A 21,168-nucleotide genomic window follows, 5' to 3' on the forward strand; every position below is an offset into this window, starting at 1 on the left:
CTGTACTGAAAGCTCCTGGCTGCCTACGGTCGGAGCCATGACACACGGCATCACCACCGCCGCCCTGGCGGGCTTCGGCACCGGACTCTCCCTCATCGTCGCCATCGGCGCGCAGAACGCCTTCGTCCTCCGGCAGGGCGTACGCCGTCACGCGGTCCTCGCCGTGGTCGCCATCTGCGCCGTCTCCGACGCGCTCCTCATCACCCTCGGCGTGGCCGGTGTCGGGGCGTTCGTGACCGCCTGGCCCGCCGCTCTGACCGTCGTGGGGCTGGCGGGGGGCGCCTTCCTCGTCTGCTACGGGGTACTCGCCGCGCGCCGGGTGCTGCGGCCCGTCCCCGGCGCCGCCCTCACCGCGGAGGGAGCGGCCTCCCCATCCGCCCGCCGGGCCGTACTGACCTGCCTGGCCATGACCTGGCTCAACCCGCACGTCTACCTCGACACCGTACTGCTCGTCGGATCCCTCGCCGCCGACCGCGGCGACCTGCGCTGGGCCTTCGGCGTCGGGGCCGGCCTGGCCAGCCTGGCCTGGTTCGCCGGCCTGGGCTACGGGGCCCGGCTGCTGAGCGGCCTGCTCGCCCGCCCCTCGGCCTGGCGGATCATGGACGGCCTCGTCGCGGCGACGATGGTCACCATGGGCGGCCTCCTCCTGTCCCGCGCGTAGCCCCTCCCGGGGGGGAGCAGACAAGAACGGCGAGTCGCCAGGCCGCCGGGCCGCAGGTCGACAGGGACGGGGTGTGTCGGTGGCCGGCCGGCGGGCTTCGCATGTCGGCGGTGGGGGCGGGCGGGCGAAGCGGCATAGTGCTCCTGCCGACGACCGAGTCCCAGGAGCCCGCCGTGCCCGAACGCCCCTCCCCCGCCCGGCCCGCGCCGCTCGTGGCCGCCACCGGGATCGTCCTGGACACCCGCGGGCGGGTCCTCGTAGTGACCGCCCCGTCCCTCACGGAGGACCTGCCGGGCGGCACGGTCGAGGTGACCGAGACGCCGGAGCAGGGGCTGGCCCGCGGCCTGCGGGAGGGGCTGGGTCTCGCCGTGCCGGTCGGCCGGCTGCTGGCGGTGGACTCGCGGCCGCCCGGCCCGCCCGGCCCGCCCGGCCGCTCCCTGATCGTGCACGTCCACCTCGTGGGACCGCTCGCGTCCCAGGAGGCCGCGGCCCTCATGGGGGCGCGCTGGCTGCGCCCGGAGGAGGCCTGCGCGGTCCTGCCCGCCCGGGTCGCGCCCCGGCTGCGCGCCGGACTGGCCGCCCTGCACACCGGTTCCTTCGCCCACCTGGTCGACGGTGTGCCCCAGCCGGGCTCGCCCGCCGGTCTGGATCCGGCCCGGCGGGCGGCCCTGGAGCACGCGGGCGAACTCGACGCGGCCAGCCACCGGGCCAACAGGCCGAAAGCCCTGACCGCGGCGAGCGTGCTGTTCACCGCCGCCGACGGCGGGATCCTGCTGGTGCAGCCCGCGTACGGCCGCACCGACCGCTGGAACCTGCCGGGCGGCGGCATCGACAGCGACCTCGGCGAGATCCCGCGGGCCGCCGCCCGGCGGGAGGTCCGCGAGGAGCTCGGCCTCGACCTGGCCCCCGGCCGCCTGCTCGCCGTGAACTGGTCGCACAAGCCCGGCCGTCCGGCCCGCATCCGCTTCCTCTACGACGGCGGCGTCCTCGACGCCCCGACCCTCGCCCGGATCCGGCTGGACCCCACCGAGCTCCTCCGGTGGCGCACCGTCCCGCGCGAGGAACTCCCCGCCCTGGTCAAGGGCGCCCTCCGGCGCCAGATCACCGCCTGCCTCGACGCCCGGGCGAGCGGCGCCGGCCCGCTGGAACTCCACGCGGGCCGCCCCTGACCCGCCCTGCGGGGCCGCGGAGCCCGGGTTACCGTCGGCGGCATGGACGGTGATCGCGGAGGGTGGCGCCAGTGCTTGCTCAGCGGGGCGGTGTTCGCCGTGTGCATGGCCGGCACCACGCTGCCGACCCCGCTCTACGGCCTCTACCAGGAGAAGTTCGGGTTCTCCGAGCTGGTGGTGACCGTCGTGTACGCCGTGTACGCCTTCGGGGTGATCGGCGTGCTCCTGCTGGCGGGCAACGCCTCGGACGCCGTCGGCCGTCGGCCGGTGCTCCTGGCCGGCCTGGGGTTCTCCGCGGCCAGTGCCGTCTGTTTCCTGTGCGCCACCGCCATGGGCTGGCTGTACGCCGGACGGCTGCTGTCGGGACTGTCCGCCGGACTGTTCACCGGAGCCGCCACGGTCTACGTGATGGAACTCGCGCCGCCCGGCGGGGCCTCCCGGGCCACGTTCGTGGCGACGGCCGCCAACATGGGCGGGCTGGGCTGCGGGCCCCTCCTCGCCGGTGTGCTCGCGCAGTACGCCCCCTGGCCGCTGTACCTGCCGTTCGCCGTGCACCTGCTCCTGGTCGCCGTCTCCGCCGCCGTCGTGCTGGGGCTGGACGAGACCGTACGGGAGCGGCGTCCGCTGAGCACCGTACGGCCGCAGCGGCCCGGCGTGCCCCCACAGGTGCGGTCGGTGTTCGGGCCCGCGGCGATCGCCGCGTTCGCGGGCTTCGCGCTGTTCGGGGTGTTCACCTCGGTCAGTCCGGCCTTCCTCGCGCAGTCCCTCGACGTGACCGATCACGCCGTGAGCGGGCTGGTCGTCGCGCTGGCCTTCTTCGCCTCGACGGCCGGACAGCTGGCCGTGGGCCGGGTCGGGGTGGGGCGGTCGCTGCCGCTGGGCTGCGCGGGGCTGCTCGCCGGGCTGGCGCTGCTCGCGGGCGCTCTGGTGTGGGACCTGCTGGCGCTGGTGGTGGCGAGCGCGCTGGTCGGCGGGGTCGGGCAGGGGCTGGCGTTCCGCGGGGCGCTGTCGGCGGTGGCCGCGGCCTCGCCGCCGGACCGGCGCGCGGCGGTGGTCTCGACGCTGTTCGTCGTGGCCTACGCGGGCATTTCCGTACCCGTGATCGGCGTCGGACTGCTCGTGGACCCGATCGGCCTGGAGGGCGCCGGACTGGTGTTCATCGTCTGCATGGCCGCCCTGGTCGGGGCCGCCGCCGTCTACCTGCTGCGGCGGCCGGTGCCCGCGGACGCCTGAGCGGGCAGGCAGGCGGGAGGACCGGCGGGGGACCGAGGGGACCGGGGGCGACGAACACCGCCGCCCCGCGGCGCGGGAGCGGCGGGGCGGCGGTGCGTACGCGGGTCGGGCGGGATCAGACCGCCGGAACCGGGTAGGTCGGGTACTCCACGCCTGAGACGTGCTGGACGACGCGGATGACCTGGCACGAGTAGCCGAACTCGTTGTCGTACCAGAGGTAGAGGATCGCGTTGTCGCCGTCGACCTTGGTCGCGCCGGCGTCGACGATGGACGCGTGGCGCGAGCCGACGAAGTCCATGGAGACGGCGTCGGGAGCGGTGGTGAAGTCGATCTGGCGCTTGAGCGGGGAGTTCAGCGAGACGTCGCGCAGGTAGTCGAGGACTTCCTCGCGGGTGGTCTCGCGGCCCAGGCGCAGGCTGAGGATGGCGATCGAGACGTCCGGGACGGGGACGCGGATCGAGCTGCCGGTGATCGGCGCCTTGAGGTCGGGCAGCGCCTTCGCGACGGCGGAGGCGGCGCCGGTCTCGGTGATGACCATGTTCAGCGGCGCGGAGCGGCCGCGGCGGTCGGCCTTGTGGTAGTTGTCCAGCAGGTTCTGGTCGTTCGTGAACGAGTGGACGGTCTCGACGTGGCCGCGCAGGACGCCGTACTCGTCGTCCATGGCCTTCAGCGGCGGGACGATCGCGTTGGTGGTGCAGGACGCGCAGGACAGGACCCGCTCGTCCGGCTTGACGGTGTCGTGGTTGACGCCGTGCACGATGTTCGGGACGTCGCCCTTGCCCGGGGCGGTCAGGACGACCTTGTCGATGCCGGGACGCAGGTGCTTGGACAGTCCCTCGCGGTCGCGCCACTTGCCCGTGTTGTCGATGAGGATGGCGTCCTTGATGCCGTACGCCGTGTAGTCGACCTCGGAGGGGTCGTTGGCGTAGATCACCTTGATCGCGTTGCCGTTGGCGACGATGGTGCTGTTGGCCTCGTCCACGGTGATCGTGCCCTGGAACTGGCCGTGGATCGAGTCGCGGCGCAGCAGCGAGGCGCGCTTGACCAGGTCCTGGTCGCCGCCGCCGCGGACGACGATGGCCCTCAGTCGCAGGCCCTTGCCGGAGCCGGCCTTCTCGATGAGCAGGCGGGCGACCAGGCGGCCGATGCGGCCGAAGCCGTACAGGACGACGTCGCGGCCGCCGCTGCGCTCCAGCTTGTTCTCGCCCGTGGCGCCGGCGACGGCCTGGGCGGTGAACTCCTCCACCGACAGGCCGTGGTCGTCGGCCTTGTACGTGGCGGCGAGCATGCCGAGGTCGATCTGCGAGGGACCGAGGTCGAGCGCGGTGAGCGCCTGCAGGAACGGCATGGTCTCGGTGACCGACAGCTCCTCGCCGTCGATCTGCCGGGCGAAGCGGTGGGTCTTGAGGATGCTGACCACCGATTTGTTCACCAGGGAGCGGCTGTGGAGCAGGATGTTGACGTCCCGCTCCCGGTGCAGCTTCCCGATGATCGGGATCATCGCCTCCGCGATCTCCTCGCGGTGGTTCCAGTTGGTGAACGAGTCCTCGTTGACAGTCACAGGCTTTATCTTTCGAGCTAGGCGGCGCTCATATGCTAACCCCACCACTCATTGGCCGCTTAAGGGGTACCCGCCCACGGGGACGGCGCCCCGGTTTGTCGGTGTTCACCCCGGTACGCGTCCCCGATCAGAACCGCTTGCGCAACCTCAGCCCCATCGGGCGGCCGTCGGGGTCGACCAGGACCCGGTGCAGCGGGCGGGCCAGCAGTTTTCGCCCCGCGGGCAGGGCCGGAGGACCGTAGCGGCGCAACCGCCCGGCCGGGCGGGGGCCGCGGCGGCCGTCCTCGTACCAGGCGTCGAGCGCCGCGGCCGCCGCCCGGAAGGCCTCGAAGGCGGCGACGGGATCGCACAGCGAGCCGCCGTGCCCCTCACCGTCGGCGCCGTCGCCGTCCCCGTCGCCGTCTCCCTCTCCGTCGCCGTCCCCGTTCCCGTCTCCGCCCGGAAGGTCCAAGTGCTCGCGCATGAGCTCCAGGCGCAGCTCACGGGCGAAGACGCGGGCGCCGTCCCCCAGGCCGCCCGGGTCCCGCGGACTGCGCGGGTCGAGGCTCTCGTCGAGGACGACGCAGCCGAGTTCGGAGTCGTGGGTCCACGAACGGAGGTTGATGTTGTCGGACCCGACCGAGGCCCACACGTCGTCGATCACGCACACCTTGGCGTGGACGTAGACGGGGGTCCCGGCATGGTTCTCCAGGCCGTACACCGCGACCCGGTCGCCGCCGGCGCGGCGCAGCTCGGCCAGCGCGTTGATCCGCCCGATCAGGTTCATCGGCAGGGTGAGCGGTCCGTCCTGGTCGGGATAGGTGGGGACGACGCCGATCATCCGCAGCTCCGGATTCCGGCGCAGCGCCTCCGCGAAGCCGGCCACCACGCGGGGCGACCACAGGTACTGGTCCTCCAGGTAGATCAGCGCCTGCGCCCGTCGCAGCGACTTGAGGTAGCCGCGGGCGATGCTGCGCTCGCCGTCGGGGGCGAAGGGGTAGCCGTGCAGCAGCCGGTTCGGGTAGGTCCGCAGCAGCTGGACGGTGTGGGTGCCGCAGGGCGCCGGATCTGCGGTCTGGGGCGGCAGCCGGTCCGCGTTGATGTCCTCGCGGTGCATCCGCTCCCGCAGACGGGTGAGGGGGCTGCGGCTGAGCGGCGCCGGGTCGTCCCAGCGTTCACGGAAGACGGCCTCGACGTCACCGACGACCGGCCCGCGCAGGGCGAGCTGGACGTCGTGCCACGGCGGGTGCGGCCCGTAAGGGGCGGCCAGGGGCAGCGCCTGGCGGTCGCCGCGGTGCTCGGCGTCGTCGTTGCGGTTGTGGCACAGGTCGATGCCGCCGACGTACGCGACGTCCCGCTCGGGGTGGGCGCGGTGGCGCAGCACCACCAGCTTCTGGTGGTGGGAGCCGCCGGGCCGGACCCGCATGTCGAGCAGGCATTCGCCGCCGGCCCGCGCGATCTCCCGGCCGAAGTGGAGGTTCTCCTGCTCGCTGAAGTGGAGGCTGTCCAGGTGTGAGCGCCACAGCAGTCCTTTGACCATGACGCCGCGCTCGGCCGCCCGGCACAGGACCGCGCCGATCTCGGTGCCGGGCCCGTCGAGCCGCTCGTCGGGGTCGCCGCGCCAGTCGGTGAACAGGAGCAGGTCGCCCTCGCTCATCGCCTCGACGGCCGCCAGGAGCTCGGCGAAGTACGAGGCGCCGTGGACCAGCGGCCGCGCCTCGTTGCCCCAGGACCAGGCGGCGCCGTCCGCGCGCCGGTCGTCCAGGCGGGTCGCGGGGTTGCCGCGTTCGCCGCGCACCAGGAGCCACTGCACACGGGTCATCGGGCCGGGCCTCCGCGTTCGTCCCGCCGGTCGACGAGGATCATCGCCACGTCGTCCGCCAGCCGGTCCTCGGTGTGGCGCACCAGTGCCCGGCACAGCCGGTCCAGGAACTCCCGGGGCCCGCGGTCGGGCAGCGCCTCCATGGCCTCCGGCAGGGCGAAGAAGGCGTTGCCCCGGTCGCGGGCCTCGTTGACTCCGTCGGTGTGGAGCAGCAGGCGGTCGCCGGGCAGGAAGGCATAGCTGTCCCGGGTGCCGGGCGGGCCGGCGATGAACTCGCCCAGGCCGAGCGGCGGCAGCGGGGTACTGGGCATCAGGGCCTGCACCTTGCCGTCGCGCAGCAGCAGCGGCGGCGGATGGCCGCGATTGACCACCTCGACCACGTGCGCGTCGGGCACCTGGGCCACCACCGCGGTGACGAAGCCCTCCACGAGCGCCTCCTCGTCCACCGCCCCCGGCACGGCGGCGTCCCGGCGCATCGCCGCCTCGCAGTGCCGGATGACGTCCACCAGGTCGTCCTCGTAGTACACCGCCTCCCGGAAGGCGCCCAGGACGGCCGCGGCCGTCCGTACGGCGGGCAGGCCCTTGCCCCGTACGTCTCCGACGATCATCCGGATCCCGTACCGGGTCTCCATGGCCTCGTAGAGGTCCCCGCCGATCTGGGCGCCCTTCTCGGCCGCCACGTAGAGGCTGGCCGCGCGCAGGGGGCCCAGCCGCTCGGGTACGGGCCGCAGCAGGACCTTCTGCGCCGCGACCGCGATCCGCCGGACCTGGTTCAGCTCGGTCGCGCTGCGTGCGCGGGCCATGCGGCTGGTCGTCACGCTGGCCAGCGACACCAGGAAGAGGGCGAGGAAGTTGCTGTAGACCTGCTGGTTGCCCCACGCCTGGTTGTACGTGGCCGTGGCGATGCTGACCGCCACGGCCAGGGCCGCCGCGGCGACGGTGCCCCTGGGGCCCATGGTCACCGCCGCCAGCGCCGGGGTGGCCACCAGGAAGGGCCCGGTGTACAGGACGTGTGCGGGCGTGAACTCCATGACCAGCACCAGGAGCGCGATCACGAAGGGCACGCACTCCGCGAGGACGAAGAGGACCTGGTGGTGACCGCCGCCTCCCGGTCGGGGAGAGGAGCGGATGGGCACCCGCATGCATACAGCCTGCGCCGTAGGGGCTCGTCCCCGCCACTCGCCGCGACGCCGGGGGCCGGGGCCGGTCCGCACCTCCGTACGGCCGAGCTTGCGGCGTCCCCGGCGTAGAGCCAGGGACCGGCGGGCATGTGCTTGCGTGCGCACACCGGGGAACGCGTCCCGGCCGTGGAGCACCGCAGCCGCACGCGCAGTGGAGGAGCAGCAGGTGAGCAGCAGGTGAGCAGCAGGTGAGCAGCAGTCCGGAGGACGGCCGCGCCGCCCCGCCGGACCCCGTCGGCCGCGGGCCCGGGGTGTCGCGCGCGGAGTTCGACTCCCTCTTCGCCTCGGTCAGCACATGGGACCGGTGGTCCCCGGCCGACCGCGGCGCCTGGAACCGGATCACCGGGGATCACGTGCTGCGGGCCGCCGCCCTGGTGCGGTCCGGCACGACGGTGCCGCTGGGCCTGCCGTGGAACACCCGCGCCGGACCGGACAACGGCAGACCGGCCCTGCACTACATGTCCGACCTCGGCGACGTGGAGCCCGCGGAGCCCGCCACGTACAAGGACTTCCTCGCCGCCGACTACCACGGCAAGGGCGTGAGCCACCTCGACGCGCTGTCCCACGTCGCCTACCGGGGCCGGCTCTACGGCGGCCGTCCGGCGCGGGAGGCCGTCGACGCCGGGGGCGCCCGATTCGGTTCGGTGGAGGCCCTCGGCCCGCTCGTCACCAAAGGCGTGCTCCTCGACCTGCCGGCCGTCCTCGGGACGGACTGGCTGGAGCCGGGCCACGCGGTCCGCGCGCGCGACGTGCTCGCCGCTGAGCGGGCGCTCGGGGTGTCGATCGACGAGGGCTGCGCGGTGCTGCTGCGCTCCGGCCGCTTCCGGCGGCGGCGGGAACTCGGTCCCTGGGACGCCGGCGCGGCCTGCGCGGGCTTCCACGTGGACGCCGTGCCGCTGCTGGCCGAGCGCGCGATCGCCCTGCTCGGCGGCGACGGGGACAGCGACGTACGCCCCTCGCCGGTCGAGGGCGTGCACTCCCCCGTCCACGCGCTGGCGGTCGCCGCCATGGGGGTGCCGCTGCTGGACAACCTGGACCTGGAGGCCCTCTCGGCGGCCTGCGCCGAGGCGCGGCGGCACGAATTCATGATCGTCGTATCGCCGCTCCGAGTGCCCGGCGGGACGGGTTCGCCGGTCAATCCGGTCGCGGTCCTGTGATGAAGGGGCAACACTGCAAGAACGGATCTTTCGACCATATTCATTCAAAAGGGGAGGAATATACTCAACAGCACTCGCTCGGTGCGAACGTCCCGGTGCGGGCAGGCGGCACGGCAAGGGGAAGTGGTGCAGATGGGGGTCACGGGAGGCCAGATCAGCCCCGTACGCTCCCGTGAGCGGTTCCTGCTGGGCGAGTCGGTCGAGGGCAGCGTCCGCGGCCCCATCCTGAACTCGTGGATGCGCAGCCGGATGCTGGGGCTCTCACCGGAGCAGACGGACCTCCCGTACACGGACGACTTCGACCCCGACAGCCGGCTCGTCCGGGCCGCCGAACCGGTCCTCGACCAGCTCCAGTCCAGGTTCTCGGGCAGCCAGATGAACGTCTCCCTCGCCGACGGGAACGGGACCGTACTGCAGCGCCGGTTCGGGGAGCCCGCCCTGGCCGGCCGGCTGCCGCCGATCCAGAGCGTGCCCGGCTTCGTCTTCGCCGAGCGCTACGCGGGCACCAACGGCATCGGTCTCGCGCTCGCCGAGAGGCGGCTGTGCCAGGTGTACGGCGCCGAGCACTTCGCCGAGCGGTCCCAGTCGAACGCCTGCTCCGCGACGCCGATCCGCGACCAGTTCAGCGGCCACATCGTCGGCGTCCTGTGCTTCGGGTACCCGCGCAGCTACGAGGACCCGGCCCTGCCCGTCCTGGTCCGCCGGGCGGCGGAGTCCATCGAGCGGCGGCTCATGGAGCAGAGCTCGGCGCGTGAGCGCGCCCTCCTGCGGACCTACCTCGACGCCCGGCTCCGCGCCCGCGGCGGGGAGGCCGCCGACGACGGCCAGCTGATCGGACTGGACGAACTCACCGACGGCGGGCTGGACCGGCAGGACCAGATGGTCCTCAAGGCGAAGGCCACCGAGCTCATCTGCTCCCCCCAGCGGGCCGCCGTCGAGGTGTCCCTGTCCCACGGGCGCGGGGTCACCCTCCTGAGCAGCCCGGTCACGAGCACGGCCGGGGTGGAGGGCGTCGTCGTCGAGGCGGTCCTCACCGGGGACTCACCGCCGGCGCACCACCTCGCCGCCTCGAAGCCGACCGCCTCCGCCCTCGCCTCGCTGGCCCTGGCCGCCACGGAACGGGCCGAGTCGCTGCCCTGGCACCTCGCAGAGGCCTCCGCTCCGGGCAGCGCGCCGGCCGGCCCGGCCACCGGCCAGACCACCGCCGGGGACGAGGCGACCGAGGCCTCCGGCGCCGTCCGGGGCCTGGTACTGGTGGGCGAGCCCGAGGTGGGCAAGTACGCCGTCGCCGCGCGCCGCCGCCTGGAACTGCTGGCCGAGGCCAGCACCCGGATCGGCACCACCCTGGACGTGAGCCGCACCGCCCGGGAACTCGCCGAGACGGCCGTGCCGCGCCTGGCCGACTACGTCACGGTCGACCTGGCCGGGGCCGTGCTGCGCGGCGAGGAATCCGCCGACCCGCAGGCCGAGCTGCACCGCACGGTGGTCCACGGCATCCGCGACGACTGCCCGTTCCACCCCGTCGGCCACCAGGTGCGGCTGGACCCCGGCACCCCCCACATGCGCTGCCTGCAGGGCGAGCCGGCCGTGCTGGAAACCGACCTCCAGGCCACCACTCCGGCCTGGATGCTGCCGGGCATCGAGCACGCCCGGGGGATCCTGGCCCACCAGGTGCACTCCATGATCTGCGTCCCCCTGCTCGCCCGCGGCGTACTGCTCGGCATCGCCGCCTTCTACCGCTCGCAGGACCCGGCCCCTTTCGGGGACGACGACACCCGGCTGGCCCGGGAACTGGCCGCCCGCGCCGCCCTCTGCATCGACAACGCCCGCCGCTACACCCGCGAGCACACCCTCGCCCTGGCCCTGCAGCGCAGCCTGCTCCCGCGCGGCCTCCCCGAGCAGGGCGCCGTGGAGGTCGCCCACCACTACCTGCCCGCCGAGTCCGGGGTGGGCGGGGACTGGTTCGACGTCATCCCCCTCTCCGGCACCCGCGTCGCCCTGCTGGTGGGCGATGTCGTCGGGCACGGACTGCACGCCGCCGCCACGATGGGCCGGCTGCGCATCGCGGCACGCAACTTCGCCGAGCTGGAACTGGCCCCCGACGAGCTGCTCACGCACCTGGACAACCTCCTGGTGCGCCTGGACCGCGAGGAGGACGACGCGAGCGCCACCGGCAGCAACGGCATCGTCGGCGCCACCTGCCTGTACGCCGTCTACGACCCCACCTCGCAGGTGTGCACGATGGCCCGCGCCGGCCACCCCCCGCCCGCCCTGGTCGCCCCCGACGGCAGCGTCACCTTCCCCGACCTGCCCGCCGGACCGCCCCTGGGCCTGGGCGGGCTGCCCTTCGAGACGGCCGAGATCCGGCTCCCCGAGCACAGCACGCTGGTCCTCTACACCGACGGCCTCGTGGGCGGCCGCCACCGCGACATCGACGTGGCGCTCGACCAGCTGCGCCACGCGCTGGCCCACCCGGACCGGACGGCGCAGGACACCTGCCGGGCCGTCATCGAGGCCGTGGCGCCCGAGCATCCGGGCGACGACGTCGCGCTGCTCGTCGCCCGCACCCGTACCGTGCCCGCCGACCGGATCGCCACGTGGGACCTGGCCCCGGACCCGTCCCTCGTCTCCGACGTCCGAGGAGCCGCCACCCGGCGGCTCGCCGACTGGGGGCTGGACGAACTCGCCTTCGCCGCCGAGCTGATGCTCAGCGAGCTGGTCACGAACGCGGTCCGCTACGGCAGCGAGCCCATCCAGGTGCGGCTGATCCACGACCGGACCCTGATCTGCGAGGTCTCCGACGGCAGCAGCACCGCCCCCCACCTGCGGCGGGCCGCCACGACGGACGAGGGCGGCCGCGGCCTGTTCCTCGTCGCGCAGCTCTCCCAGGCCTGGGGCGCCCGGTACACCCCCCAGGGCAAGGTCATCTGGGCCGAATGCGCCCTGAACGCGGCATGACCCGCAATGTCCGGCATGCGGCGATAACTCCAAGTAGCATCCTGAGTGTTCCGTAACGCAGCATCACCTCCCCCAGGCGGCCCCGGAGAAGTCCGTGCATGACACTCCCGTCACCTCGACGAGCCCGCCCCCGCGCTCCGACGGGGAACCCCTCGTCCGGATACGCGGTCTCAGCAAGCGGTTCGGCGGCACCCTCGCTCTGGACTCGGTCGGCCTCGACATCCACGGCGGCAGCGTCCTCGCCCTCCTGGGACCCAACGGGGCCGGCAAGTCCACCCTGATCAAGGTGCTCGCGGGGGTGCACCACGCCGACGCGGGCGAGGTGACCGTGGCCGGCCACCCGCTGCCCTCAGAGGCCGCCTCGCGCCACATGTCCTTCATCCACCAGGACCTCGGTCTCGTCGAGTGGATGACGGTCGCCGAGAACATCGCCCTGGGCGCCGGCTACCCGCTGCACCGCGGCCTGATCTCATGGCGGCGGACCCGGGAGCGCTGCGACGGGGCCCTGCGAACCGTCGCCGGGCACCTGGACGCCGACGCGCGCATCGCCGACCTCGCCCCCGCCGAGCGGTCCCTGGTCGCCATCGCCCGCGCGCTGGCGCGCAGCGCCCGGGTCCTCGTCCTCGACGAGCCGACCGCCACCCTCCCCGCCGCCGACTGCGCCCGGCTCTTCGGCGTCCTGCACTCCCTGCGCGACCGGGGGCACGGCATCCTCTACGTCAGCCACCGGCTCGACGAGGTGTACGAGGTCGCCGACACCTTCGCCGTCCTGCGCGACGGCCGCCTCGTCAGCCACGGGCCGCTCGCCCCGTACTCCCCCGCCCGCCTGGTACGGGACATCGTGGGCCACGAACCGGCCCGCCGCCGGCCCGAGCACGCGCCCGGCCCCGCAGCCGCATCCGTTGCCGCCTCCGGCTCCACGGCCGCGGAGCGCCCCGCCGTCCTGAGCCTCGACGGTGTGTCGACCGCCCGCACCGGGCCCGTCGCCCTGGACCTGCGCGAGGGCGAGATCCTCGGCATGGTGGGCCTGACCGGCGCCGGCCACACGCACCTGGGCCGCGCCCTCGCCGGCGCGCTGCCGCTCCTCGGGGGCCGGGCACTGCTGGACGGCCGCCCGTACCGTCCGCACACGGTCGCCGAGGCCCTGCGCTTCGGCGTCGGCTTCGTCGCCGGCAACCGCCAGGAGGAGGGCTGCGCCGCCGATCTGACCGTGCGGGAGAACTTCCTCGCCAATCCGCGGGCCGCCGGTGTGCCCGACTGGCGCTGGACCGGTCCGCGGCGCGAACGCGCCGAAGCCCGCGCCCTGATCGAGCGGTTCTCGGTGCACCCCCGGGACGGCGAGGTGCCCATCGCCACCCTCTCCGGCGGCAATCAGCAGAAGGTGGTCGTCGGCCGGTGGCTGCGGGGGAACCTGCGCCTGCTGATCCTGGAGGAGCCGACCGCCAGCGTGGACGTCGGCGCCAAGGCGGCGATCCACCGCATCCTCGACGAAGCCGTGGCGGCGGGCCTCGCCGTCCTGCTCGTCTCCACCGACTTCGGGGAGGTCGCCGACCTCTGCCACCGGGCGCTGGTCTTCGGCCGCGGCGCCGTGGTGGCCGAGCTGGCGGGCGGGACCCTGAACGCCACCGAGCTCACGCGCGCCGCCTCGGCCCTGCCCGCGATCACCGGAAACGGTACGGGCCGGTGATTCGCCGGCGCGCCCACTTCGTCGGCACCTACGGCCTGCTGACCCTGACGCTCCTGCTCTTCCTGGTCTTCTCCCTCGTCCTGCCGGACACCTTCCCGACGATGGACAACGTCTCCTCAATCCTGTCCAACCAGTCGATCCCCGCCATTCTCGCGCTCGGCGTGACGGTCCCCGTCGCGGCCGGCCGGTTCGACCTGTCCATCGGCTACGGCCTGGGCCTGGCGCACGTCATGGTGATGCACCTCATCGTCGACGAGCACTGGCCCTGGCAGTCGGCCTGCCTCACGGTGGTCGCCGGCGGGGCGCTGGCCGGCGTCGTCAACGGCATCATCGTCGAGTTCGCGCGCATCGACTCCCTCATCGCCACGCTGGGCACCGGCAGCATCATGTACGCGGCGACCGGCTGGATCACCGACGGCAGCCGGATCGTCCCCGGTCCCGCAGGCCTCCCGGCCGCCTTCACCGGCCTGTACGACTCCAGGTTCCTCGGCCTGCCCCTCCCCGCCTTCTACGTGCTCGCCCTCGTCGCGGTCCTCTGGGTACTGCTGGAACGGCTGCCGCTCGGCCGGTACCTGTACGTCATCGGCTCCAATCCCCGGGCCGCGGCGATGCTCGGCATTCCCACCCACCGCTACTCCGTCGTCGCCTTCGCCGCGTCGGGCCTGATCGTCGGTTTCGCCGGGGTCCTCCTCGCGGCGCAGCAGCAGATCGGCAACCCGAGCGTCGGCCTGGACTACCTGCTGCCCGCGTTCGTCGGCGCCCTGCTCGGTTCCACCGCGATCAAACCGGGCCGTGCCAACGCCCTGGGCACCCTCGTCGCCGTGACCGTCCTCGCCGTGGGACTCGCCGGGATCGGGCAGCTCGGCGCGCAGTTCTGGGCGACCCCGCTGTTCAACGGCGCCACCCTGCTCATCGCCGTCGGCCTGGCCGGCTACTCCGCCCGCCGCCGGCTGCGCGCCGGCGCCACCGCGACCGGAGGGCCCGCACGCGCCCGGCACGGCCGGCAGGACGCCCCTTGAGACCACCCGGCAGCGCACAGAGCGTCAGGAGCACCGTGTACCCCAACCGCATGACCCTTCTCGCGGCCGCAGCCCTGCTCACGGCGGCCGCCGCCGGATGCGGCGGCGGCACGGCCGGCACCACCGGGCCTTCGGCGGCCGGCTGCCCGGCCGTCCTCCAGGAGGCGCGGGCGGACGTCGGGAAGGCCGAGAGCACCGACAGCAGGTGGACCGGCCCCACGACCGGGCCCGCCGCGGTCCCCGGCAAGAGCATCGTCTACGTCGCGCAGACCATGACCAACCCGGGCGTCGCGGGAGTCGCGCAGGGTCTCCAGCAAGCCGCGAAGGCCATCGGCTGGCAGGTCCGGGTGATCGACGGGGAGGGCAGCCCGGCCGGGATCCAGGCGGCGCTGAGCCAGGCCGTCACGCTCAGGCCGTCGGGCATCGTCATCGGCGGATTCGACCCGCGCCTGACCTCGCAGCAGGTGGCCCGGGCCCGTGCCGCGGACATCCCGCTCATCGGCTGGCACGCGGTCGACGCCCCCGGCCCGAGCACGGACCCGCCGCTCTTCACCAACATCACCACGAAGGTGCAGGACGTGGCGAGGATCAGTGCGGACTGGGTCATCGCCCGGTCCGACGGCGGGGCGGGCGTCGTCCTGTTCACCGACGACTCGATCCCCTTCGCCAGGACGAAGGCCGACCTGATCAAGCGGCGCCTCGCCGACTGCCCCGGCGTGGAACTGCTGGCGTACGAGAACATCCCGATCCCGGACGCGAGCCGGCGCACCCCGCAGGAGGTCTCCTCCCTGCTGTCCCGCTTCGGGAAGAAGTGGACCCACTCGGTCGCCATCAACGACCTCTACTTCGCCGACGCCGCCCCGGCCCTGCGCGCCGCCGGCAGGCCGGGCGGCGGTCCGCCGTCCAACATCGGTGCCGGCGACGGCGATCCGTCCGCCTTCCAGCGCATCAACAGCGGGCAGTACCAGGCCGCCACCGTTCCCGAGCCGCTCTCGCAGCAGGGCTGGCAGATCGTCGACGAGTTCAACCGTGCCTTCGCCGGCCGGCCCGCGAGCGGCTACGTCGCCCCCGTCCACGTGGTCACGGCCGACAACAGCGGCGGGGCCGCCTCCTGGGACCTCCGGGGGTACCAGGAGGCGTACGAGAAGATCTGGCGCGGGTAGCGTCCCGGCCCCCGGTCGTCGTGCCCGTTCAGGCCACCGGCCGGGCCTCGGCGCGTACCGGGGTCCGCCGGGGAGCGTCCGCGCGGTCGCGGCGGAAGACGATGTCGGCCATGCGGCGCTCCGGCCCCCGGCGGCGCAGGACCTGGTAGGCGACGAAGGCGGCCGGGCCGAAGAACACCTGGGCGGGGATGATGCCGGGGGCGTCGCCGGTGGCCGCCGAGATCAGGTGCAGGGCCGCCACGGGCGCCACGGCCCCGAAGAGCACCACCAGGGTGATTCCGGTCCGCAGCCCCGGCTTCCCGTACGCCTTGTAGGCGGTGGTCGTGAAGAGGGCGTAGGCCAGCAGGTCGCCCATGCCGACGACGGCGCCGAGGTCCTCACCGATGCGCAGGCCCGCGGCCGGTGCGTACGGATAGCCCTGGACGGCGTCGGCGAGCTCCTGAGTCAGCGGGACGACCCAGGCGAAGAAGGCGTCGTAGGCGGCGAGGGCGAGCAGGAACCACGCCACGTTCCTCAGCCGCATGCCGCCCTGGACGTTGAGGTTCGTGGCGGAGACGACGACCAGGCCGACGACGCAGCTGTTCGCCACCCAGTACGGCGGCGCGGTCTCGCCGAAGGCCAGGTGCGTGACGAGGACGCTCGCGATCAGCACGGTGATCAGCGCCCAGCGCAGCCGGCCGTTGCCGATGAGGGGCTGGTAGCCCACGGACAGTCCGCCCGCGAAGACCAGGGCGAGCACGACCGGGAGGACGGCGCCCGGCAGTGCGAGGTAGACGTACGGCAGCGCCAGCACGAAGCCCATCATCATGAAGATGTCCCGGCCGTTGAAGACGCCGACGGGCGGCCTCGCCGTACGGACGGCGCGGAAGTAGGCGATGGTGGCGACGACGACCGCGAGGGCCAGGGCCGCGGTGACCGCGAGCTGGAAGAAGACCGTCATGCGTGGCTCCGGGTGAAGGTGTGCTCCAACAGGTCACAGCGAAGGGGGAAGCGGCGCGCGGCCTCCTCGTCGTCCAGCGCCAGGACGGTGACGCGCGCGTCGATGCCCCGGGCCAGCAGCCGCCCGGTCACCTCGGCCGGGGTCGCGGTCCGCGAGGCGACCTCCACGTGGAGGCGGCCGTCGGGCCCGACCTGCGCCCGGTGGCGCAGCGGCCACGGCATGCCCGGGGTGCCGTCCAGGGCCTCCACGACGTCGCGCGGCGTCACGACCGCGTCGGCGGTCCGCAGCAGCGTGCCCGCCTTGCCGAGGATCTGCGAGACGGCGGGCACGGCGGCCAGTTCGCAGTCCGGTTCGCCCTCCAGGGTGCGTACGACGTCGCCGGTGTTGTACCGCAGGACCGGCATGCACTCCCGGTAGGGGTAGTACGGCGTGACGGTCAGCTCCCCGAGCTGTCCGGGGGCGACGGGCTCGCCCGTGTCGAGGCCGAGCACCTCGGTGTACCCCATGTTGGGGTCGATGTGGAGGTGGTGGTGGCTGCAGGTGCGGCCGCCGACGGGCAGCAGTTCGGTCATGCCGAAGTTGTCGCCGACGGTCTCGGCGCCGAAGGTCTCGCGCAGGGCTCGTACGAGGGCCGGCGACACGATCTCGCCGCCGGCGTAGATCGACCGGAGGCCGAAGTCGTCCGGTCCGTAGCCGCGGCGACGCGCCGCGGTGAGCATCCGGGCCAGGTAACTGGGGTTGCCGGTGAGCAGGGTGGGGCGGGTGCCGTTGCCGCCGAGGAGGTGCTCGACGGACTCCTCGGGCGGGACCTGGCCGACGACGTGGCAGGAGGCGTTGACAAGGCGACAGACCTCCACGTCCTCCTGCACGGCTGCCGTCGCCCGGGAGCTGAGGTTGATCTGCATCCGGTCGCCGGGGCGGATGTCGCCGCGCAGCACGACGGACAGCGCGATCAGCGCCGGCCAGAGCTCCATCTCGTAGCGGGAGAGCCACATCTGGACGGGTCGGCCGGTGGTGCCGGTCGTCTGGGTCGCGAGGTAGGGGGTGCTGCACAGGAAGTCGGCGGGCCGCTCGATCAGGTCGGCCTTGCGGGTGACCGGGATCCGGGTGAGCGTCTGCGTGGTCAGTCCGTCGAGGTCGATGCCGGCGAGCCGCTCCCGGTAGAAGGGCGAACGCTTGGCGAGCCGGCGCACGGTCCGCTGGAGCGCGCGGTTCTGCAGGTCACGGCGCTCGTCCGGGTCGGCGAACGGTCCGTCGGCCAGTTCGTCGACGTCGTCGCCGAGTGAGCCGAACTCCTCGAGCGTGGCGAGGGCGTCGGCGACGAGCCGCTCCACGGCCCGTACGTTCAGCTTCCGGCCGAACACCATGGCCATCGCCACCCGGACCTGCCGGACACCGGTCTCCAGCACGCGTGCCTCCCTAGAACGTGAAGAAAAGGGGTGGGGGCGACATGCCGCCCCCACCCCCCGAATCTGCGTCAGCTGGCAGAGCAAGAACCGAAGAAGACGGCCGTCATGGCACCCATGACGTACTTGAACTGCTTGGCGCTGGTCTTGATCGCGCTCATCGGATCCTCCTTTTGTCGCTCCTGGCGGACGGACGTTCCGCGCCCTGTGAGGGGCCGGTCCGTGCGTCCCTGGGTGACAACACACTGGCGCGATCGAGATGCGCGGGCAATGATCTGGTCCGTTCAACGGACCGGCGGAAGCGGAGGGCGGTACCACCGTTCTTGCTGATGGGCCGGGACGAACGGGGAGTTACGGACACCGTCCGACCGATGGCGTCCGTACGGAAGGGGGTACCGCTCATGGCCAGATCCGGCACTGAGGGGCGGGGTGTACTGGAGGGCGCGTTCGCACTCATGGAGGTGCTCGCGCACGGCGACGAGGTCGGCCTGACCAGGCTGGCGGCGGACGCCGAACTGCCCAAGGCCACGGCGCACCGGCTGCTCGGGCAACTGGTCGCGCTCGGCGCGGTACAGAGCTGTTCGGGCCGCTACCGGCTGGGCCCGAGGACGTTCCGGCTGGGGCAGGCGTGGCACCCGGCGCGGGCGCTGCGGGCCGCGTCGGCGCGGCCCTTGCGCGAACTCGCCTCGGCGAGCGGCAGGTTGACCGTCAGCCTGTCGGTTCCCGAGGGGGGCCACGCCATCGTGGTGGGGAGCACGCGCAGCGAGGTGGACGACGTCCTCGCGCTGCATCCCGGGGTCGTGCTGCCTCCCGGGAGCGCGGCCGAGCTGGTCCTGACGGCGTCCGCTCCCGAGGCGGGCGCGCCTGCGGGGTGGTCGCGGGCCGCGTGGTCGCGGGAGGCGGCGCGGGCCAGGGAGCAGGGCATGGCCTTCCAGTACGGGCAGTGCGTGAGCGCGCTGTCGTGCGTGGCGGCGCCGGTGCTCTCCGATGCGGGGCAGGTGGTGGCCGCGGTGGCGGCGACCGCGCTGGACGGCAAGCAGATCGCCCCGCTGGGCGAGGCCGTGGTCCGTACGGCGGCGATGGTCAGCGCCAACCTGTCGAGGCTGCCGGCCCCCACGGCGCGGCCGCGCCGCGAGTGGGAGCCCGCCCGGGGTCCGGCGGTCCAGGCCCCGGCCGACCGGGTCCCGCACGCCGTGCTGGCCCCGGCACGGCGACCCTAGGGAGTGCGTACAGGCGGGGGGGCGGCGCCCGCGCCCCCCGCCGCCGGTCGCCCCCCGCCGCCGCCGGTCGCCCCCCGCCGCTGCCGGTCGCTGCCGGGCCGCCCGTGCGCGCCCGCAGGCGTGGGGCTCAGCGCAGGTCGAGGCGCATCAGGACCCGGGGGTGACCGGCCAGCACCGAGGCGGTGTCGGCGGCGTGCACGAAGCCGGCGCGTTCGAAGTTCTTCCGCAGACCCGCGTACGCCATGGTCAGGTCGGCACGGGCCGTACCGTTGTCGAGGGGGTAGGCCTCGATCGCGGGTGCGCCCTGGGCGCGGGCGAACTCGACCGCGCCGGCGATGAGGGCGTGCGAGATGCCCTTCTTGCGGTGGCCGGGGCGTACCCGGATGCACCACAGCGACCAGACCGGCAGCTCGTCGACGTGCGGGATCGTGCGACTGCGCGCGAAGGAGGTGTCCGCGCGCGGGGCCACGGCCGCCCAGCCGACCGGCTCGTCGCCGTCGTAGGCGATGACTCCGGGAGGGATGCCGCTGCGGCACAGCTCGGCGACGTACTCGCCCCGCGCCGGGCCGCGCAGTTGGTTGTTGAGCTTGGCCGGGATCCGGTAGCTGAGGCACCAGCAGACGTTGGCCCCGGGGGACTTCGGGCCGAGCAGGGTGCGCACGTCCTCGATGACCGATGCGGGACGAACTTCGATGGTCATGGAACCACAGTGCCACGAGTGACGGCAGACCACCGGCCGACGGGTACGACCGACGGTCACCTTCGAGAGGCACCCCAGCATGCCCCTGGCAGCTCCCTCTTTCAGGGTGCTGCCTCACCGGTACCGCCGGTCCTGACCTACCACGTCGCCGACGCCAAGGGCTCCCTCGTCCACAGCGCCGAGGTCCCCGGCGCGAGCGCCGCGCTCAACCCGCCGCCCGCTCCTGCACCCGCCGCTGGACAGTCGACCTCACCGCCGCCACCGTCGACGAACACATCATCGACGACCTCCCCGTCGGGTTCCCCACCCTCAACGAGGACTACCTCGGCGCCGAGAACCGCTACCAGTACGCCATCGCCTTCCCCGACGAGAACGGCCTCGGCCTCCCAACTCCTCGTCCTCGATGCCGCCGGCCCCGACCGCACCGCCACCGTCCACCTCCCGCACCGCGTCGCCGCCGGCCTCCACGGCTCCTGGATCCCCGACACCCCCACATCACGGCCCGACACCGGGCACAACACTCAGGGGCCTGCGACGTGCCACAGCGGAACGGCAGACGTTCGCCGTGTCGTGGGCGTCCTCGGGGGGCAACACCCGGATCACGTCATGGCGGCCGGTCGGCGATTCACGAACATGGTCGGGCCTCGCTGCGCCCCTCGTGGGCCCGGACACACGAAAGGCCGTTCTCCCATGTACGAGAGAACGGCCTCCGACCTGCAAAAAGCAGAGTCGGGACGACAGGATTTGAACCTGCGACCCCTTGACCCCCAGTCAAGTGCGCTACCAAGCTGCGCCACGTCCCGATGCCCGCTGACCTGGGGTTTCCCCGGGCCGAACGCGCATGAGAACGATACCGCATTTCCGTGGGTGGTCGCGCGCGCCTTTCCGCCATCGGTTCGCGGTCAGGTCAGCCGGTGCCCCCGGCCAGCTCCGGGTGGGCCGCAACCAGGCGTTTCGGGGCCGCCTGGAGCCAGGAGTCGATCAGGATGGAGCGCAGTTCGGCCTCGTCCCGCACCGCCGCGAGGCGGACCCGGATCCACGCGTAGTTGTCATCGTGGCCGGCGCGCAGGAAGAACTTCTCCGGTTCCGCCGCGATCAGCTCGGCCCTGTCCTCCTTGGGACACTTCACCCCGATCGAGGTGTCGTCGTCGGCGAGCGCGGCGAAGATCTTCCCGCCCACCCGGAAGGTCGGCATGCCCCATGCCGGTTTTTCGCTGCTGTCCGGGAGGGACAGTGCGACCAGGCGGACGTCCTGCACGGTGGTGGCCATCCCCGGGACTCCTCTCCAGCCTCCTGCTCCGGTGGATCCTCG

The 21,168-nt window shown here is 73.5% G+C and carries 16 protein-coding genes and 1 tRNA gene; 9 read left to right on the forward strand and 8 right to left on the reverse strand.

Translation table 11 applies throughout. The features are described from left to right. Positions 1 to 37 precede the first annotated feature (37 nt). From AB0F82_RS02980 to AB0F82_RS02990, 3 genes are all read left to right on the forward strand, one after another. Entirely contained in the window at positions 38 to 661 is a 624-nt protein-coding gene (locus AB0F82_RS02980; RefSeq protein ID WP_362623172.1) for a LysE/ArgO family amino acid transporter, read from the forward strand. Positions 662 to 834: 173 nt separating this feature from the next. Then, positions 835 to 1,830 carry an NUDIX hydrolase gene (locus AB0F82_RS02985; protein ID WP_362623174.1) on the forward strand — a complete coding sequence of 332 codons (996 nt, stop codon included), beginning with the start codon at positions 835 to 837 and terminating at the stop codon, positions 1,828 to 1,830. A 42-nt stretch (positions 1,831 to 1,872) separates the two neighbouring features. Beyond that, on the forward strand, positions 1,873 to 3,063 hold the full coding sequence (locus AB0F82_RS02990; RefSeq protein ID WP_356809920.1) for an MFS transporter: 1,191 nt from the start codon (positions 1,873 to 1,875) through the stop codon (positions 3,061 to 3,063). A gap of 115 nt (positions 3,064 to 3,178) precedes the next feature. Here the strand turns inward: AB0F82_RS02990 and AB0F82_RS02995 are convergent, their stop codons facing one another. The 3 genes from AB0F82_RS02995 to AB0F82_RS03005 form a co-directional block, all read right to left on the reverse strand. Further along, on the reverse strand, positions 3,179 to 4,624 hold the full coding sequence (locus tag AB0F82_RS02995) for a glyceraldehyde-3-phosphate dehydrogenase (protein WP_356809922.1): 1,446 nt from the start codon (positions 4,622 to 4,624) through the stop codon (positions 3,179 to 3,181). A 127-nt stretch (positions 4,625 to 4,751) separates the two neighbouring features. Continuing rightward, positions 4,752 to 6,425: a phospholipase D family protein gene (locus AB0F82_RS03000; RefSeq protein WP_362623178.1), complete on the reverse strand. Its 1,674-nt coding sequence runs from the start codon at positions 6,423 to 6,425 to the stop codon at positions 4,752 to 4,754. After that, positions 6,422 to 7,567, reverse strand: a complete 1,146-nt coding sequence (locus AB0F82_RS03005) for a PP2C family protein-serine/threonine phosphatase (RefSeq protein WP_362623181.1) — start codon at positions 7,565 to 7,567, stop codon at positions 6,422 to 6,424. The genes AB0F82_RS03000 and AB0F82_RS03005 overlap by 4 nt, the downstream gene beginning before the upstream one ends. A gap of 227 nt (positions 7,568 to 7,794) precedes the next feature. Between AB0F82_RS03005 and AB0F82_RS03010 the strand changes: the two genes are divergently transcribed. From AB0F82_RS03010 to AB0F82_RS03030, 5 genes are all read left to right on the forward strand, one after another. After that, a complete protein-coding gene (locus AB0F82_RS03010; RefSeq protein WP_362623183.1) occupies positions 7,795 to 8,763 on the forward strand; it encodes a cyclase family protein in 969 nt (322 codons plus the stop codon). 132 nt (positions 8,764 to 8,895) lie between these two features. Beyond that, positions 8,896 to 11,721, forward strand: coding sequence for a SpoIIE family protein phosphatase (locus AB0F82_RS03015; RefSeq protein ID WP_362623185.1), 2,826 nt, complete (start codon positions 8,896 to 8,898; stop codon positions 11,719 to 11,721). Between the two features lie 94 nt (positions 11,722 to 11,815). Further along, positions 11,816 to 13,408, forward strand: a complete 1,593-nt coding sequence (locus AB0F82_RS03020; protein WP_362623187.1) for a sugar ABC transporter ATP-binding protein — start codon at positions 11,816 to 11,818, stop codon at positions 13,406 to 13,408. Further along, the gene (locus AB0F82_RS03025; RefSeq protein ID WP_362623190.1) at positions 13,405 to 14,427 is read left to right on the forward strand and encodes an ABC transporter permease; all 1,023 of its coding nucleotides are present in this window, start codon (positions 13,405 to 13,407) and stop codon (positions 14,425 to 14,427) included. Before AB0F82_RS03020 ends, AB0F82_RS03025 begins: the two co-directional genes overlap by 4 nt. 50 nt (positions 14,428 to 14,477) lie before the next feature. After that, a complete protein-coding gene (locus AB0F82_RS03030; protein WP_362623192.1) occupies positions 14,478 to 15,590 on the forward strand; it encodes a substrate-binding domain-containing protein in 1,113 nt (370 codons plus the stop codon). A gap of 28 nt (positions 15,591 to 15,618) precedes the next feature. On the opposite strand, the gene AB0F82_RS03035 is transcribed toward AB0F82_RS03030, so the two are convergent. Beyond that, positions 15,619 to 16,530 (reverse strand): hypothetical protein, encoded by a 912-nt coding sequence (locus AB0F82_RS03035; RefSeq protein ID WP_362623195.1) that lies wholly within the window; start codon positions 16,528 to 16,530, stop codon positions 15,619 to 15,621. Then, a complete protein-coding gene (locus AB0F82_RS03040) occupies positions 16,527 to 17,939 on the reverse strand; it encodes a phenylacetate--CoA ligase family protein (RefSeq protein ID WP_362623198.1) in 1,413 nt (470 codons plus the stop codon). Before AB0F82_RS03040 ends, AB0F82_RS03035 begins: the two co-directional genes overlap by 4 nt. 398 nt (positions 17,940 to 18,337) lie before the next feature. Between AB0F82_RS03040 and AB0F82_RS03045 the strand changes: the two genes are divergently transcribed. Continuing rightward, a complete protein-coding gene (locus AB0F82_RS03045; RefSeq protein WP_362623200.1) occupies positions 18,338 to 19,156 on the forward strand; it encodes an IclR family transcriptional regulator in 819 nt (272 codons plus the stop codon). 127 nt (positions 19,157 to 19,283) lie between these two features. Here the strand turns inward: AB0F82_RS03045 and AB0F82_RS03050 are convergent, their stop codons facing one another. The 3 genes from AB0F82_RS03050 to AB0F82_RS03060 form a co-directional block, all read right to left on the reverse strand. Next, positions 19,284 to 19,856: a GNAT family N-acetyltransferase gene (locus AB0F82_RS03050; RefSeq protein WP_362623202.1), complete on the reverse strand. Its 573-nt coding sequence runs from the start codon at positions 19,854 to 19,856 to the stop codon at positions 19,284 to 19,286. A 729-nt stretch (positions 19,857 to 20,585) separates the two neighbouring features. After that, a tRNA-Pro gene (locus tag AB0F82_RS03055) sits at positions 20,586 to 20,659 on the reverse strand. Between the two features lie 104 nt (positions 20,660 to 20,763). Beyond that, the gene (locus AB0F82_RS03060) at positions 20,764 to 21,126 is read right to left on the reverse strand and encodes an MmcQ/YjbR family DNA-binding protein (protein ID WP_362623204.1); all 363 of its coding nucleotides are present in this window, start codon (positions 21,124 to 21,126) and stop codon (positions 20,764 to 20,766) included. Positions 21,127 to 21,168 lie beyond the last annotated feature (42 nt).

The organism is Streptomyces virginiae, from assembly GCF_040638905.1.
Classification (GTDB): Bacteria; Actinomycetota; Actinomycetes; order Streptomycetales; family Streptomycetaceae; genus Streptomyces; species Streptomyces virginiae_B.